The organism is Nonomuraea sp. PA05 (assembly GCF_008086045.1).
Lineage (GTDB): Bacteria > Actinomycetota > Actinomycetes > Streptosporangiales > Streptosporangiaceae > Nonomuraea > Nonomuraea monospora.
This window is the reverse complement of record NZ_VSEY01000031.1, coordinates 63,164-76,846: the sequence shown is the minus strand read 5'-3', so window position 1 is coordinate 76,846 and position 13,683 is coordinate 63,164. Positions and strand designations below refer to the sequence as shown.

At 72.5% G+C, this 13,683-nt stretch carries 13 protein-coding genes; 10 read left to right on the top strand and 3 right to left on the bottom strand.

Features of this window, described 5'->3' with window-relative positions; translation table 11 throughout:
* Positions 1-10: 10 nt before the first annotated feature.
* Both FXF51_RS39675 and FXF51_RS39670 read right to left on the bottom strand, forming a co-directional pair.
* Positions 11-1,261 carry an MFS transporter gene (locus tag FXF51_RS39675; RefSeq protein WP_148439917.1) on the bottom strand — a complete coding sequence of 417 codons (1,251 nt, stop codon included), beginning with the start codon at positions 1,259-1,261 and terminating at the stop codon, positions 11-13.
* Positions 1,258-1,887 carry a TetR/AcrR family transcriptional regulator gene (locus FXF51_RS39670; RefSeq protein ID WP_148439916.1) on the bottom strand — a complete coding sequence of 210 codons (630 nt, stop codon included), beginning with the start codon at positions 1,885-1,887 and terminating at the stop codon, positions 1,258-1,260. The genes FXF51_RS39675 and FXF51_RS39670 overlap by 4 nt, the downstream gene beginning before the upstream one ends.
* A gap of 186 nt (positions 1,888-2,073) precedes the next feature.
* On the opposite strand from FXF51_RS39670, the gene FXF51_RS39665 reads away from it, so the two are divergent.
* From FXF51_RS39665 to FXF51_RS39655, 3 genes are all read left to right on the top strand, one after another.
* Entirely contained in the window at positions 2,074-3,075 is a 1,002-nt protein-coding gene (locus tag FXF51_RS39665) for an ArsR/SmtB family transcription factor (RefSeq protein ID WP_187414820.1), read from the top strand.
* Positions 3,076-3,159: 84 nt separating this feature from the next.
* Complete coding sequence (locus FXF51_RS39660; RefSeq protein WP_148439914.1) at positions 3,160-3,396, top strand: hypothetical protein; 237 nt, start codon at positions 3,160-3,162, stop codon at positions 3,394-3,396.
* Between the two features lie 13 nt (positions 3,397-3,409).
* Positions 3,410-4,630, top strand: coding sequence for an FAD-dependent monooxygenase (locus FXF51_RS39655; protein WP_148439913.1), 1,221 nt, complete (start codon positions 3,410-3,412; stop codon positions 4,628-4,630).
* 18 nt (positions 4,631-4,648) lie between these two features.
* On the opposite strand, the gene FXF51_RS39650 is transcribed toward FXF51_RS39655, so the two are convergent.
* Positions 4,649-5,440, bottom strand: coding sequence for a phytanoyl-CoA dioxygenase family protein (locus FXF51_RS39650; RefSeq protein WP_148439912.1), 792 nt, complete (start codon positions 5,438-5,440; stop codon positions 4,649-4,651).
* A 101-nt stretch (positions 5,441-5,541) separates the two neighbouring features.
* On the opposite strand from FXF51_RS39650, the gene FXF51_RS39645 reads away from it, so the two are divergent.
* The 7 genes from FXF51_RS39645 to FXF51_RS39615 all read left to right on the top strand — a co-directional run bounded on the left by FXF51_RS39645 (position 5,542) and on the right by FXF51_RS39615 (position 13,682).
* Positions 5,542-6,456 carry a helix-turn-helix transcriptional regulator gene (locus tag FXF51_RS39645; protein ID WP_148439911.1) on the top strand — a complete coding sequence of 305 codons (915 nt, stop codon included), beginning with the start codon at positions 5,542-5,544 and terminating at the stop codon, positions 6,454-6,456.
* Between the two features lie 51 nt (positions 6,457-6,507).
* Positions 6,508-7,320: a VOC family protein gene (locus FXF51_RS39640; protein ID WP_148439910.1), complete on the top strand. Its 813-nt coding sequence runs from the start codon at positions 6,508-6,510 to the stop codon at positions 7,318-7,320.
* Positions 7,317-8,387: an NAD(P)-dependent alcohol dehydrogenase gene (locus FXF51_RS39635; RefSeq protein WP_148439909.1), complete on the top strand. Its 1,071-nt coding sequence runs from the start codon at positions 7,317-7,319 to the stop codon at positions 8,385-8,387. Before FXF51_RS39640 ends, FXF51_RS39635 begins: the two co-directional genes overlap by 4 nt.
* Before the next feature lie 81 nt (positions 8,388-8,468).
* Complete coding sequence (locus tag FXF51_RS39630; protein ID WP_148439908.1) at positions 8,469-8,825, top strand: ArsR/SmtB family transcription factor; 357 nt, start codon at positions 8,469-8,471, stop codon at positions 8,823-8,825.
* Positions 8,807-10,267, top strand: a complete 1,461-nt coding sequence (locus tag FXF51_RS39625; protein ID WP_148439907.1) for an ABC transporter substrate-binding protein — start codon at positions 8,807-8,809, stop codon at positions 10,265-10,267. Before FXF51_RS39630 ends, FXF51_RS39625 begins: the two co-directional genes overlap by 19 nt.
* Before the next feature lie 83 nt (positions 10,268-10,350).
* Positions 10,351-11,874 (top strand): amidase, encoded by a 1,524-nt coding sequence (locus FXF51_RS39620; protein WP_148439906.1) that lies wholly within the window; start codon positions 10,351-10,353, stop codon positions 11,872-11,874.
* Positions 11,871-13,682, top strand: a complete 1,812-nt coding sequence (locus FXF51_RS39615; RefSeq protein WP_148439905.1) for a flavin monoamine oxidase family protein — start codon at positions 11,871-11,873, stop codon at positions 13,680-13,682. Before FXF51_RS39620 ends, FXF51_RS39615 begins: the two co-directional genes overlap by 4 nt.
* The last annotated feature ends 1 nt before the right edge of the window (position 13,683 follow it).

The following is a 13,683-nucleotide window of genomic DNA, read 5'->3' as shown; positions in this document are numbered from 1 at the left end:
CATCTGAGTCTCAGTGGCCGCTGGTCTTCTCGGCGGGCTGGGCTTCGGGTTCGCGGGCGGCGGTGAGGGTGGCCCGGCCGGAGGGCAGGCGGCTGGCGATCGCGATGACGACGATGGCGGTGAGCCCGGCGGTGATGAGCAGGGCCTGCACGCTGACCACGTCGGCCAGCGGCCCGAACACGGCCATGCCGACGGGGGTGGCCAGGGCCATCACGATGCCGACATAGCTGAACATGCGCCCGTGCATGGCCGGTTCGACGGTCTTCTGGATGAGTGTCATGAACGGGGTGGAGAACGGCGGCACCAGCAGCCCGAACACGAACATGAAGGCGTAGAAGACCCACAGGTTGCCGCTCAGCCCGAGTGCCACGGTCGTCAGGCCGAAGCCGTAGACGGCGACGAGGATGAGGCCGATGGGGCTGCGCTTGGCCAGCACCGTGGACATCAGGACTCCGCCGAGCATCATGCCGAGGCTGAAGGCGATCTCCAGTGCCGCCAGCATCCACGCTTCGCTGCCGAAGGTGCGCGCGACCATGAGCGGGGTGACGAACGAGGGCGCCACGGTGAGCAGGAAGATGATCGCGTACACGATGAGGAGCCAGCGGACGACGGGGTGGGCGCGGACGTAGCGCATGCCTTCGGCGAGGTCCTGGCGGTAGGTGGGGCGGGCTTCGGTCGCGCGTTCCAGGGTGGGGACGGTGACGAGGGCGAGGAGCCCGATGCCGATGACGGCGGTGATCACGTCCAGGAAGAAGACGGGGGCGAGGCCGTAGGCGGCGAAGATGGCGCCGGCGGCGGCGGGGGCGAGCAGCGCCATCGCCGACTGGATGGTCTGGAAGATGCCGTTGACGCGCATGAGCTGGTCGTCGGGTGCGATCTGGGGGATCATCGCCTGCACGGCGGGTGTCTGGACTCCGGCGCCCAGGGAGCGGACGCCGACGGCGAGCAGGACGATCCACAGGTCGGTGACGCCGTTGGCCATGAGGAGGGCGAGGACCAGGGTGGCCGCGGCGATGGCGGCGTCGGCGGTGATGACGAGGGTGCGGCGGTTCATGCGGTCGGCGAGCACTCCGCCGAAGATGGATACGAGTCCCTGGGGCAGGAAGGCGGCCACAGCGTAGAGCGCCACGGCGAGTCCGGAGCGGGTCTGCAGGGTCACCCACCACATCACCGCGTACTGCGCGATCATGGAGCCGAGCAGTGACACGGTCTGCCCGGTCAGGAAGAGGGCGACGTTGCGCCGCCAGTGGGTGGGGGTCATCTGGTTCTTCTCCGCTCGGGGTGGTCGGGTGCGGCGCCGTGCAGGAAGAGGTCGACGACGTCCTGGGCTCGTTGCCGGCGGGGGGTGGGGGCCGGGCGTTCCTGTGGGGGCAGGGCTATGTCCGGTGGTACGGGCTGGGCGACGGCGGCGAGTTCCATGAAGGCCATGGCGAGGAAGCCCGGGTCGGCCTGGCGTAGTTCTCCGGTTTCGATCGCGTGTTTCATGAGGTCGGTGACGGGGGCGACCAGGGCTTGCAGGTAGGCGTGGCAGATCTCGGTGCGGGTGGTGTCGTCGACGTGGCGGGTGGCGTCGTAGACGCGGTCGCCGAGGGCGGGGTCGAAGGTGCCTTGGGCGTAGGCGCCGGCGAGTGCCAGGAGCCGGTCGCGCAGGGTGTCGCCGGAGTTCAGGGCGGTTCGCAGGGCGGTGCTGGTCTGCTGGATGTAGTGGTGGGCGACGGCGGTGAACAGGGCTGCCTTCCCGCCGGGGAAGTGGTGGTAGAGGCTGGCCTTCTTGATGTTCACCGTTGTGGCGATCTCTTCGAGGGAGACGCCGAGGTAGCCGCGTTCGGTGAGGAGCCGGGCGAATTCGTCGCGGGCGCGGGTGCGGGTGTCGCCCTGTGGGGTCACGTTCGTGCGGCTCCTGTCGGTGGTTTCTCGGAAGGTGAAGAGGGAGCCTACCTACCAATAGGTAGGGTGGCAAGCCGGAGGTATCAGAAGGCTGTCCGGGACGGTCCGTACGCGATGGCGGGGGTTCGTCGTTCTTCTAGGGGGACAGGCGCGCCGGACAGGCGCGGAGACGGGGAGATGGGGCGGATGCGCATTCATTTCACGCGCGCTGACCTGGCGCGCACCCATGTGGTGAGTGGGCCTGATGTGATGTGGGAGGTGGTGGGCAGTCTGCAGGCGCTGCAGGCGGGCTACGGGAGGAGGACGTTCGGGCAGTGGCGGTGGCAGGCCCGCCACGACCTGCGTGACGCGGGGCTGGCGCGGCCGGTGCGCGACCGGCTGTTCCCGGTGACGCCGCACGCCGCCTACTATCCTGACCTGCTCACTCCGGTGGAGGGCGGGCTGGGCCTGGACGAGGCCGTGGACGCGATCCTGAGCACGCCGAGGCGCCGGTTATGCACGGAGATCGGCCGGCTGAGCGGCGGTCCTGGTCAGGGGGCCTGGCTGGATGATCTGCGTGCGGCCCGGTCGGCTGCGCTGGCGGAGCTCGGCGCGACCGTGCGTGCCTACCATCGGCTGTCGATCGAGCCGCACTGGCCGGCCGTGCGAGCCTGCGTGGACAGCGATCTCGCCCGCCGCCGTCAGGCTCTGCGCGAGGGCGGCGTGCATGATCTGCTCAACAGTTTCCGGCCGATGATGCGCTGGAACTCCCCGGTGCTGGAGATCCCCGCGCATCCCTCCGGGCGGGATGTTCATCTGGGTGGGCGCGGGCTGGTGCTGATCCCCTCCTATTTCACGCGGCTGCATCCGAATACGATCTTCGACGCCCGGCTGCCGCAGGTCATCACCTATCCGGCGGTGCATCCCGCCGTGGCGGTCGCGCGGCGCGACGTGGTGCTGGATCGGCTGCTCGGTGACACCCGGGCGGCGGCCCTGCGGGGGGTGGCCGGTGGAAGCACGACCAGTGAGCTGGCGCTGCGGGTCGGGGTGTCGCTGCCTACGATCAGTCACCACACCGGGATCCTGCGGGACGCGGGGCTGATCGTCAGCCGGCGGACCGCCACCACGGTCCTGCACACGCTGAGCCCGTTGGGCGAGGAGCTGCTCGCCGGTCGTTCCCGGGGAGGTCATGAGCGTGGTGCCGGTTAGGGGCCGTTCACCACGCCGGGCGCGGTCCCTGGCCGGGAACATTTGTTCAAGCCGCCGCCACGTCCGGGCGGCGACACTCACCCCATGGCTGTTTTGCCGCGACGCAACCGCAAGTTCCTCGTGACCGCGTTCGTCCTGCTGCTCGCCGTCGCCGGCCTGCTGGCGAACGCGGTGCTGGTGTCGCGGCAGGAGGCCGCGGGGCAGGCCGCGGGGGAGACTGGGCGCGGACCGACGGGATCCTCCTGCGGGGGATGGAGACGGCGTTCAGAGGACCCGCAGCGGACCGCCGCGTCGCTCCTGGCCTTCACCTCCTCCCGATAGACAAGGACGTCTCATGCGGATTCTCATCTCCGGCGCCAGCGTGGCAGGGCCGGTGCTGGCGTACTGGCTCGTCAGGCACGGATTCTCCGTGACCGTCGTCGAACGCGCGCCGGCCCTGCGCAAGACCGGCGGCCACGCGGTCGACCTGTTCCGGCCCGCCGTGGACATCTCGGAGAAGATGGGCGTGCTGGCGCGCATCGAGGAGCGGGCCACGGGCACGAGCCGGATGAGCGTCCACCGGGAGGGCTCGCGGCGTCCCGTCCGGGCGGACCTCGGCAAGATCTTCAGCGCCACGTCCGCGCGGCACGTCGAGATCATGCGGGACGATCTGAGCGAGATCTGCCACGACGCGGCCCGCGACGACGTGGAGTATCTCTTCGGCGACTCCATCACCTCCATCTCGGCCGGCGGCGAGGTGCGGTTCGAGAACGCCGCGCCGCGCCGCTTCGACCTCGTCGTCGGCGCCGACGGGCTGCACTCCAACGTGCGCCGCCTGGTCTTCGGCGAGGAGTCCGCGTTCAGCACCTTCATCGGCGCCCACTTCGGCGTGCTGACCCTGCCCGGCGTGTCCGGCCTCGACGGTGAGCTGCGCATCCACGTCGGGGTGGGCCGCACCGCCGGGATGTACGGGGCGCGGCACCTCGGCGACGCGCGGGTGCTGTTCCTGTTCCGCGGTGAACGGCCGCTCGACTGCCACCACCGTGACGTGCCCCGGCAGAAGGAGTTGCTGCGCGAGGCGTTCAGGGGCATGCACCCCGAGGTGGAGCGCTGGCTGGACGCGCTCGACGGCACCCCTGCGTTCTACTTCGACTCGATCACCCAGCTCCACATGGACACCTGGTCGCGCGGCCGGGTGACGCTCGTCGGCGACGCGGGCTACTGCCCCGGCCCTGCCGTCGGCGGCAGTACCAGCCTGGCCGTCGTCGGCGCGTACGTGCTGGCCGGGGAGCTGGCGCGGGCGGGCGGCGACCACGAGCGCGCCTTTCCCGCCTACGAGCGGGCGATGGCGGAGCACGTGCGCGGCAGCCGCGCGGTCGCGGTGAGCGCGGCCCGCACCCTGATCCCGGCGTCCCGCCTCGGGGTGTGGGGGCTGGCCCAGGGCGCCCGGCTGATCTCCGCGCTGCCCGCGGGGCCCAGCCGGGCGCTGACCCGCCTGGCCAGCAAGACGGCGCGCCTGCACGACTCCATGGTCGTCGATGACTATCCGCCGCGGCGGCAGGGGGCCTCCACGTGACGGTCAGCCGCCCGTCCGCTACGCCCAGGGGCGGGGGAAGGCGGCGCCGTCCAGCCGGTCGCCCGCGGCGGCGGCGAGGGGGTCGGTGACGACGTGCGCGCTGCCGCTGTAGCGGGTGGCCTCGTCCATGTAGATGGTGACGTGCGCGAGCCGCGCCTGGCCGGTGCGGTTGGGCAGCGCCATGTGGCCGGTGTAGCCGCTGTGGAAGGTGCAGTCGCCGGCGCGCAGCGGCACGGTGACCCGGGGGATCCAGCGCAGGGACGGGTCGGCGGCGAACAGGTCGTCCTCGTCGTGCAGGTCCTGGGGGCGCAGGCTGGTGCGATGCTGGGTGCCCGGCAGGAACGTCATGCAGCCCCGCTCCGGCGGAACGTCGACCAGCGCGATCCACGCCGACAGCGGCAGCCGGTCGCCTGTGTGCGGCCAGTACGGGCGGTCCTGGTGGAACTCGGTGGCGGCGTTGTTGTGCGGCTCCTTGACCAGGAGCTGGTCGTGCCAGATGCGCAGCGGGAACCCGGCGAGCTGTTCGGCGATCCGGCCCAGCCGCCGGTCGAGTGTGAGCTCGCTCAGCGTCTCGTCGTGCTGCCAGACGTTGACCAGCTGGCTGAAGACGCCCTGCTTGTCCAGGCTCTCGGCGCGGTGTGCCTCCAGGAAGGCTTCGGCGCCGGCCCGGAAACGCTCGACCTGGTCCGGCGCGAGCACTCCTCTCACTCGGACGAAACCGTGTTCGCGGTAGGCCGCCACCAGCTCTTCCGGCACCCGGCCGTCGGCGTGGACGTCGCTGCCGGACTGCTCGGACGTGCTCGTTCCCATTCTTGACCTCCAGGGTTGTCGCCGTTGCGATACCGAAAGTGTCGTCGTGAGGTGCCGCCCGCAGCTAGGCCGATCCCGGCCGGTGGTCGTACGATCCCGACATGCCCGTCACGCTGCACGAGCACGCGCTGTTCACCGGGGGCCCGGTGATGGGAGGCGTTCACCGCCTGGACGCCGGCGTCGAGTCGCACGCCCACGACTTCCTGGAGATCGCGGTGATCGGGCCGGGCCGCGGCCGGCACGTGACCAGCCGGGGAGAGCATCCGCTGCGGCACGGGCAGGTCATCGTGCTGCGGCCCGGCACCTGGCACGGGTTCCGCGGCTGCGACGACCTGGTCGTCGCCAACTGCTGCCTGTCGGCCCAGGCGCTGCGGGCCGAGCTGGCGCCGCTGTACGACCTCGCGATGGCGCGCCGCATGTTGTGGACCGATCCGGTGGCCTCCGGCAGGCACGGGGTGGCGGTCACCGCCGTCGATCCGGCCGCCGCGGAGGAGGCCATCGCGGAGATCGGCCTGCTCGAACGTGACCTGCGAGCCGATCGGAGCAGGCCGGGCCGGGTGCTGGGCCGCCTGGTCACGGTGCTCGGCGTCCTGGCCGACGGCCGTGCCGCCGAGCGGCAGGAGCCCGCGCCCGTCGTGCACCCCGCTGTCGCCGCCACCGTCGCCCGGCTCGAGGCGGCGCCCGCCCATTCCTGGCGGCTGGACGACCTGGCGCGGGCGGTGAACCTGGATGCCGCCTATCTCGGCCGGCTGTTCAGGCGGTACGTCGGGCTGACGCCGCTGGACTTCCTGGCGCGGCTGCGGGCCGAGCGCGCCGCCACGCTCCTGGCGCACTCGGCCCTGCCCGCCGCCCGGGTCGGCGCCGCCGTCGGCTGGGACGATCCGACGTACTTCGCCCGCCGCTTCCGCGCCCTGGTCGGGCTGACGCCCACCGAGTACCGGCGGCGCAGCCGATCCTTCGAGCCGGGCGCTCGCCAGGAGGAACCGTTCCGCTCCGTACGGCCCTGGGGAGAATGATCAGACGTCTGCCACACTGGATCAGGTCGCCCACCCCGCGAAAGGTGATTCATGACCGCGTACGCACTCGATCACGTCGCTCTCGCGGTGCGAGACTGGGCCCAGGCGGGGCCGGTGCTCGCGGGCCGGTACGCAGGCCGCTGGGACAGCGGCTTCAGACAGCCGGTCTTCAGCCCCGCCCAGCTCGAGTACGCCGACGGCATGCGGATCGAGCTGCTGGAGCCCGGCGCGGAGCCGTCGTCGTTCGTGCGCCGTTTCCTCGACGCCAGGCAGGCGCCGGCGCGGCCGCACCACATCACCTTCAAGGTTCGCGACATCCGGGCGACCCTCGGCCGGGCGCGGGAGTGCGGGTTCGAGCCGATCCAGGTCAACCTTGAGTCGGAGATGTGGAAGGAGGCGTTCCTGCATCCGAAGGCGACGGGGCTGGGCTTCCTGGTGCAGGTGGCGCAGTCGGCGGGGACGCCCGCGGACCTGGGCGGCGACCTGCCGGGCATGTACCGGACACCGCCGTGGCCGGCGCCCGAGGGCACGCCCGCCGCCCTGCCCGCCGCCCTGCCCGCCGTCACCGGCCGGGTGGCGGACCTGGACACGGCCGGCCGGGTGCTGCGTGACGTGCTGGGCGGCGTCGAGACGCCGCTGGAGGCCGGGACCTCCTCCTGGACCTGGCCGCAGGGGGCCGACCTCGTCCTCACCGCCGGCGGAGAGCCGGGCCTGGAACTGCTGGCCTTCCGTGGCGACGGCGCGACGTCCTGGAAGCTCGGCGATCTGCTGTCCGCGGCGCGTGGCGAGCCCGTCATCCCGGAGCTGGGCATCAGAGCCGTCGATCTGGGCACCTCGGCCGGCGCGGGAGGCGGTCACGCGTGAGAATCCAGGCAGCCGTCCTGCGCGACACCGCCAAGCCGTTCGCCGTCGAGGACGTCCACCTGCACGATCCAGGGCCCGGCGAGGCCCTGGTCCGGGTGGCCGGCGCCGGGCTGTGCCACACCGACGTGGTCTTCCGCGCCTTCCCGCAGCTCCCGATGCCGATGATCTTCGGGCATGAGGGTTCGGGAGTGGTCGAGGCGGTCGGGCCGGGGACGAGCAGGGTCCGGCCGGGCGATCACGTGGTCATGAGCTTCGACTCGTGCGGCTGGTGCGCCCAGTGCCGGACGGGCGCGCCGGCGTACTGCGACGAGTTCATGACCCGCAACCTGTCCGGCGCGCGCGTGGACGGCAGCAGCGGCGCCACCGACCTGACCGGAGCGCCGGTCGCGGCCCGCTGGTTCGGCCAGTCGTCGCTGGCCACGCATGCCGTGGCCACCGAGCGGAACCTGGTCGTGGTGGATCCGTCGCTGCCGCTCGGCCTGCTCGGCCCGCTGGGCTGCGGGTTGCAGACGGGCGCGGGCGCCATGCTCAACTCCTTGTCCGTTCGGCCCGGCGACGGCGTCGCGGTGTTCGGCGCCGGAGCGGTGGGCCTGGCGGCGGTGATGGCGGCCAAGGTCGCGGGCGCGTCCGACATCGTCGCCGTTGACCTGCACGCCTCCCGCCGCGACCTGGCGCTGGAGCTCGGCGCCACCCGCGCGCTGGACGGCGCCGACCCGGAGGTGGCCGCCCAGGTCGGGCAGGTGGAGCACTCCTTCGACACCACTGGGGTGAGCGCCGTGATGGCGACGGCCGTGAGTGTCCTGAAGGTGGGCGGGACGTGCGGGCTGGTCGGCGCGGGCGGCGGCGACCTCACGCTCAGCCCCCTGGCGCTGGCCGGCCGCGGCGTCCGTTACATCTTCGAGGGGGACGCCGTGCCCCAGCAGTTCATCCCGCGGCTGATCGCGCTGTGGCAGCAGGGCCGTTTCCCGTTCGAGCGGCTGATCCGCACGTACCCGCTCGCCGACATCGACGCGGCCGAGCGCGACTCCGCCGACGGCGGCACCGTCAAGCCCGTCCTCCTTCCGTGAGCGGGGCGGCTTGCCGGGCCGCGCGGCGGCGACCTACCATCATGTCGATGATTCGACAAGCGTCGTCACGACGGGAACGAGATGGCTGACCCCGAGGATCTCGCGTTCGAGGCGCTGGCCGACGGCACCCGCCGCCGCATCCTGCGTCTGCTGTCCGAGCGAGGTGAGTGCACCGCCTCCGAGATCGCCGAGGCCATCACGAGCGTCGGGCGTACCACGGTGTCGAGCCACCTGCGCGTGCTGCGCGTGGCCAACCTCGTGGACGAGCGCCGCGACGGCCGTTTCCGCCATTACTCCATCGCCAGGAAACCCGCCGAGGACATGGTGGATTTCCTGCGGGGCCTGTATCAGGGCTCTCTGGCCGCGCTCAGGGACAGGGCGGAGCAGCACGCTCCGCCCGAGCAGAGCGAGGCGGCGAAGTGGGCGGAATCTTCCTGAACGAGGAGACCCGCGTCAACGCTCCCCCTGGGGAGGTGTTCGCCCTCTTCGGGCAGGACGCGGGCGCCGGGTGGTTGTTCGACGCGGCCTTCGACGCGCTGCGGCCGGGCGCCGTGGTGCGTTTCCGCATCCCCTGGCCGGCCGGTTGCGGCGGCGACGGCACGCTGGAGGCCACCGGCAGGATCGTCTCCGTACGGCCGGGCAGCCGCATGGTGCTGGCTCACGAGACGCCCTGGCGCGGCCGGGTGGTCTGCACCTTGACCCCCGACGGGAGCGGCACCAGGGTCAGGGTCGTGGCCGAGATCGACGACAGCGGCATCGCGTGGCTGCTGGCCAGAAGCGGCTTCGAGCCGCCGGGCCCGGCCGCCGAGCCTGGCTCGCATCCGGTTGGGCTGCTGGTCAGCCTGTCGGGCTCGGCCAGCGTGTTCGCCGCGGCCAGCGAGAACCTGGCCCGCATGGCCGTGGACGAGGCGAACGCCGACGGCGGCGTGTGCGGCGGCCCGCTGCGGCTGGTCGTGGCCGACGACGCCACCGACGCGCGCGTGGGGGCGACGCGGATGCGCTGGCTGGTGAGGGCGGGCTGCCGGGCCGTGTTCACGAACGTCACCTCGGCCACGTTCGCCGCCATCGAGCCCATCGCCCGCGCGGCCGGCGTTCTGCTGATCTACACGCCGGTGAACGAGGGCGGGCCCGCCGGGCACGGGCTGCTGCGGCTCGGGGAGCGGCCGGCGGGGCAGTTGTCGCTGGCGGTGCCGTACCTGATGCGGGACAGCGGCGGGCGGCGCTGGTTTCTGGCGGGCAACGACTACGTGTGGCCGAGGGCCAGTAACCGGCAGGCGCGGCGGATCATCGGCGCGGCCGGCGGCGAGGTGGCGGGGGAGCGGTACGCCGCGATCGGCACCCGCCGCTTCGAGCCGCTGGTCGAGGAGATCGAGCGGTCGCGGGCCGATCTGGTCGTGTCCACGTTCGTGGGCGCCGACGAGGCGCTCTTCGAGCGGGCCTGCCACGCGGCGGGGCTGCGCGCGCGGGTGCGCACGCTCTCGCTCGCGCTGGACGAGGCGACCCGCGAGCACGCCGGAGACGCGGCGGGAACGGGGCTCTACACCGCCTTCGGCTACTACCAGCAGCTGCCCATCGCGGCCAACCGCGCCTTCCTGGCCCGTTACCGCGAGCGCTACGGCCCGGTGGCCCCGCCGGTGTCGAGCATCAGCGAGTCGGTGTACGAGGCCGTGCACCTGTACACGGCCGCGGCCCGCGGGATCAAGGGCGGCGAGCCCGCCGAGATCGGCCGCGCGCTGCCCGGCAGCACGCTGCAGGGGCCGAGGGGCCGAATCAGGGTGGCCGGGCACGATCTCCTGGAGCAGGACCTGCACCTGGTGCGCGCGGTTCCGGGCGGGTTCGCTCACGAGGCTACGGCCGAGCCCAAATCCCGCCGCTTATAAGTCAATATGTCGCCACTCATTGACATGTGTGGAGCGCTCCACATAGCGTCCCCGGCAGTCGAACCGACCGCCAGGAGCACCGTATGCGCGCTCAGCCCCCCACTCCTGCCGACCTCGCCGCCATCTCCGCCCGCTACGGCTTCGGCCTCACGGGCGAGGACCTGGCCGCCTACCACGAGCTGACCACCGAGACCTTCGAGTCGTACGCGGCCGTCGAACGCCAGGCGGCCGCCCACGAGCAGCCCGCCCCCGGCCGCGACCCGGGCCACCGCCCGCACGACGACCCCTTGGGCGCCTGGCAACGGCGCGCCTCGATCAAGGGCGCCCCCACGGGCCCGCTGGCCGGGCGCACGGTCGCCGTCAAGGACAACGTGTGCGTGGCCGGCGTGCCGATGTCGGGCGGCTCGGCCGCGCTGGAGGGCTTCGTGCCCGCGCGGGACGCCACGGTCGTCACCCGGCTGCTCGACGCAGGCGCCGAGATCACCGGCACGTCGGTCTGCGAGGACCTGTGCCTGTCCGGCGGCAGCCACACCTCCGCGACCGGCCCCGTACGCAACCCGCACGACCTGACCCGCAGCGCCGGCGGCTCCTCATCCGGCAGCGCCGCCCTCCTGGCCGCCGGCGAGGTGGACCTCGCGATCGGCGGCGACCAGGGCGGATCCGTGCGCATCCCGGCCGCCTGGTGCGGCGTCGTGGGGCTCAAGCCGACGTTCGGCCTCGTGCCGTGCACCGGGTCGGTGCCGATCGAGCCCAGCGTCGACCACCTCGGCCCCATGGCCCGCACCGTGGCCGGCGTCGCGGACCTGCTGTCGGTCATCGCCGGCCCCGACGGCCGCGACCCGCGCCAGGACCCGCGCACCCCGGTGCCCGACTACCGCCTCGCCCTCGACGGCGATGCCGGTGAGCTGCGGGTCGGGCTGCTCGCCGAGGGGTTCGGCCTGCCGGGACGCAGCGACCCCGCCGTGGACGCCACCGTACGGGCCCTCGCCCGGCGGCTGGACGCCGACGTCCGCGACGTCAGCGTCCCCGAGCACCGCGACGCGCCCCACGTCTGGACCGTCATCGTCGTCGCGGGCGCCACCACGCAGCTCATCGACCTGGCCGGCGGCGGCGTCGCCGGTTGCGAGCCCGGCCTGGCGGCCGCCCTGCACCGGGGCCGCCGCGAGCACGCCGGGCGGCTGTCGGCCACCGTCAAGCTGGTCACGCTGCTGGGCGCCCACCTGATCCACACCGGTGGCGGTGCGCACTACGCCATGGCCAGGCAGCTCGCCGTCCGGCTCACCGCCGCCTACGACGCAGCCCTGGCCGAGGTGGACGTGCTCGCGCTGCCCACCCTGCCGATGACCGCCACCCGGCTGCCCGCCCCCGGAGCGCCGCCGCGTGAGCAGGTCGCCCGCGCGCTCGAGATGATCCCCAACACCTGCCCGTTCGACGTCACCGGGCATCCGGCGATCAGCGTCCCCGCGGGGCTGTCCGGCGGGCTGCCGGTGGGCCTGATGCTGGTCGGCCGCCACGGTGACGAGGTCACCCTGCTCCGCGCCGCCGCCGCCTGCGAGCGGCTGTCCGGCGGCTGTCCCGCCATCACCACCACAGGAGGTCCTCGATGATCCCGTCCCGGCCCCGCTCCATCCGCACCACTCAGGCGGTCGACCGGCTGCCCGACTTCCCCTTCGACTACGGCCAGTACCTCGCCCCCGACGGCAGCGGGCAGCGCAAGTTCATCGGCGCGCTGCCCCCGGCCGCGCAGGGCAGGCCCGTCGCCGTCATCGGCGCCGGCGCCGCGGGGCTGTGCGCCGCCTACGAGCTCATGCGCATCGGCCTGCGGCCGGTCGTCTTCGAGGCCGACAAGGACGCCTCGGGCCGGCCGCGCATCGGCGGCCGCATGCACACCCTGTCCCTGCATCCGGCCGACCCGGGCAAGGCGGAGATGGGCTGCATGCGCTTCCCCAGCTCGGCCGTCACCCAGCACCAGTACGCCGAGCAGTTCGGCCTGACGTACAAGCTGTTCCCCGACCCGTTCACCAAGGACGCCGTCGGCCTGACCACGGTCGACATCGACGGCAAGCAGTACGCCGCCGCCGACATCGACGACTTCCAGCGGCGCTTCCCCATGTTCGCCCAGATCAGCCAGGCCTGGAACGAGGCGCTTGAGCAGGTCGGCTTCACCGACCTGGTCAAGGCCATCGAGAGCGGCGACACCGCGGCCGTCAAGCGGCTGTGGAACCCGCTCGTGCGCCGCTACGACAGCACCAGCTTCTACGAGTTCCTCGTCGAGAGCGGCACCATGACGCGCGAGCAGATCCGCGTCTTCGGGCTGGTCGGCTTCGGCACCGGCGGCTGGGACTCCTTCTACGACATCTCCTGGCTGGAGATGCTGCGCATGCTCGTCACCGGCATGGACGCCGACCAGCTCCTGCTCGTGGAGGGTTCGAGCGCGTTCGCCCAGGGGTTCTGGACACACGCCCCGGCCGACATCCGCTACTGGAACAAGGGCACCACCCTGGCCGCCCTGCACGGCGGCGGCCCGCCGCGGGGCCGGGTGACCGCCATGGAGGGCAGCCGCGTGCAGCCGGGCTGGATCGACCTCACGCTGGAGGGCGGCGGCACGGAGACCTTCCAGGCCGTCCTGCTGACGCCGCAGTTGCACGCCGTCGAGACGCAGATCGCGCTGCCGCGCAACTTCCCGCCCACCTCCGGGCAGATCCCCGTGTTCGGCGACAAGCTGTGGAACTCCATCCACAAGACCAGCTACTGGCAGTCGGCCAAGACCTTCTCCCTGATGCCGGCCCCGTTCTGGAAGAACGGCGCGAACGAGTACCGGATGGGCGTGACGCTCTCCGACAGCCTGCCCCGCGCCGCCTACGTCTTCGACTACGGCCAGTACGGTCCCGTGCCGCCCGGCCGCAACGCCGCCGCGATCGCGCTCAGCTACACCTGGGCCGAGGACGCGATGAAGGTGAGCGCCTCCGACCTCGCGGAACGCGTGACCCTCTACAACCGTGAGCTGGCCAGGATCCACCCCAGCCTCTCCCACGCCATCTGGTCGAACTGCCGGCCGGACAACTCGGTGACCATCTCCTGGGAGAACGAGCCCAACTTCCGCGGCCTGTGCAAGTTCAACCGGCCCGGCCAGTACGAGCTGCAGTGGAACCTGTTCGCCCACTTCATGAAGAACAAGGTCACCGGGGAGCCGGCCAACAACCTGTTTCTGGCGGGCGACGACATCTCCTGGTCGGCCGGCTGGGTCAACCACGCCCTGCAGTCGGGCCTGAACGCCGCCTGGGGCATCGCCAAGCTCGTCTTCGGCGCCGACACCAGGGCCAACCCGGGCCCGGGCGACCTGTGGGAGGAGTTCGCCCCGCTCCAGCCCGCCGAGCTGCACAGAAGGCCACGCAACCACGACGCCAAGAAATAGG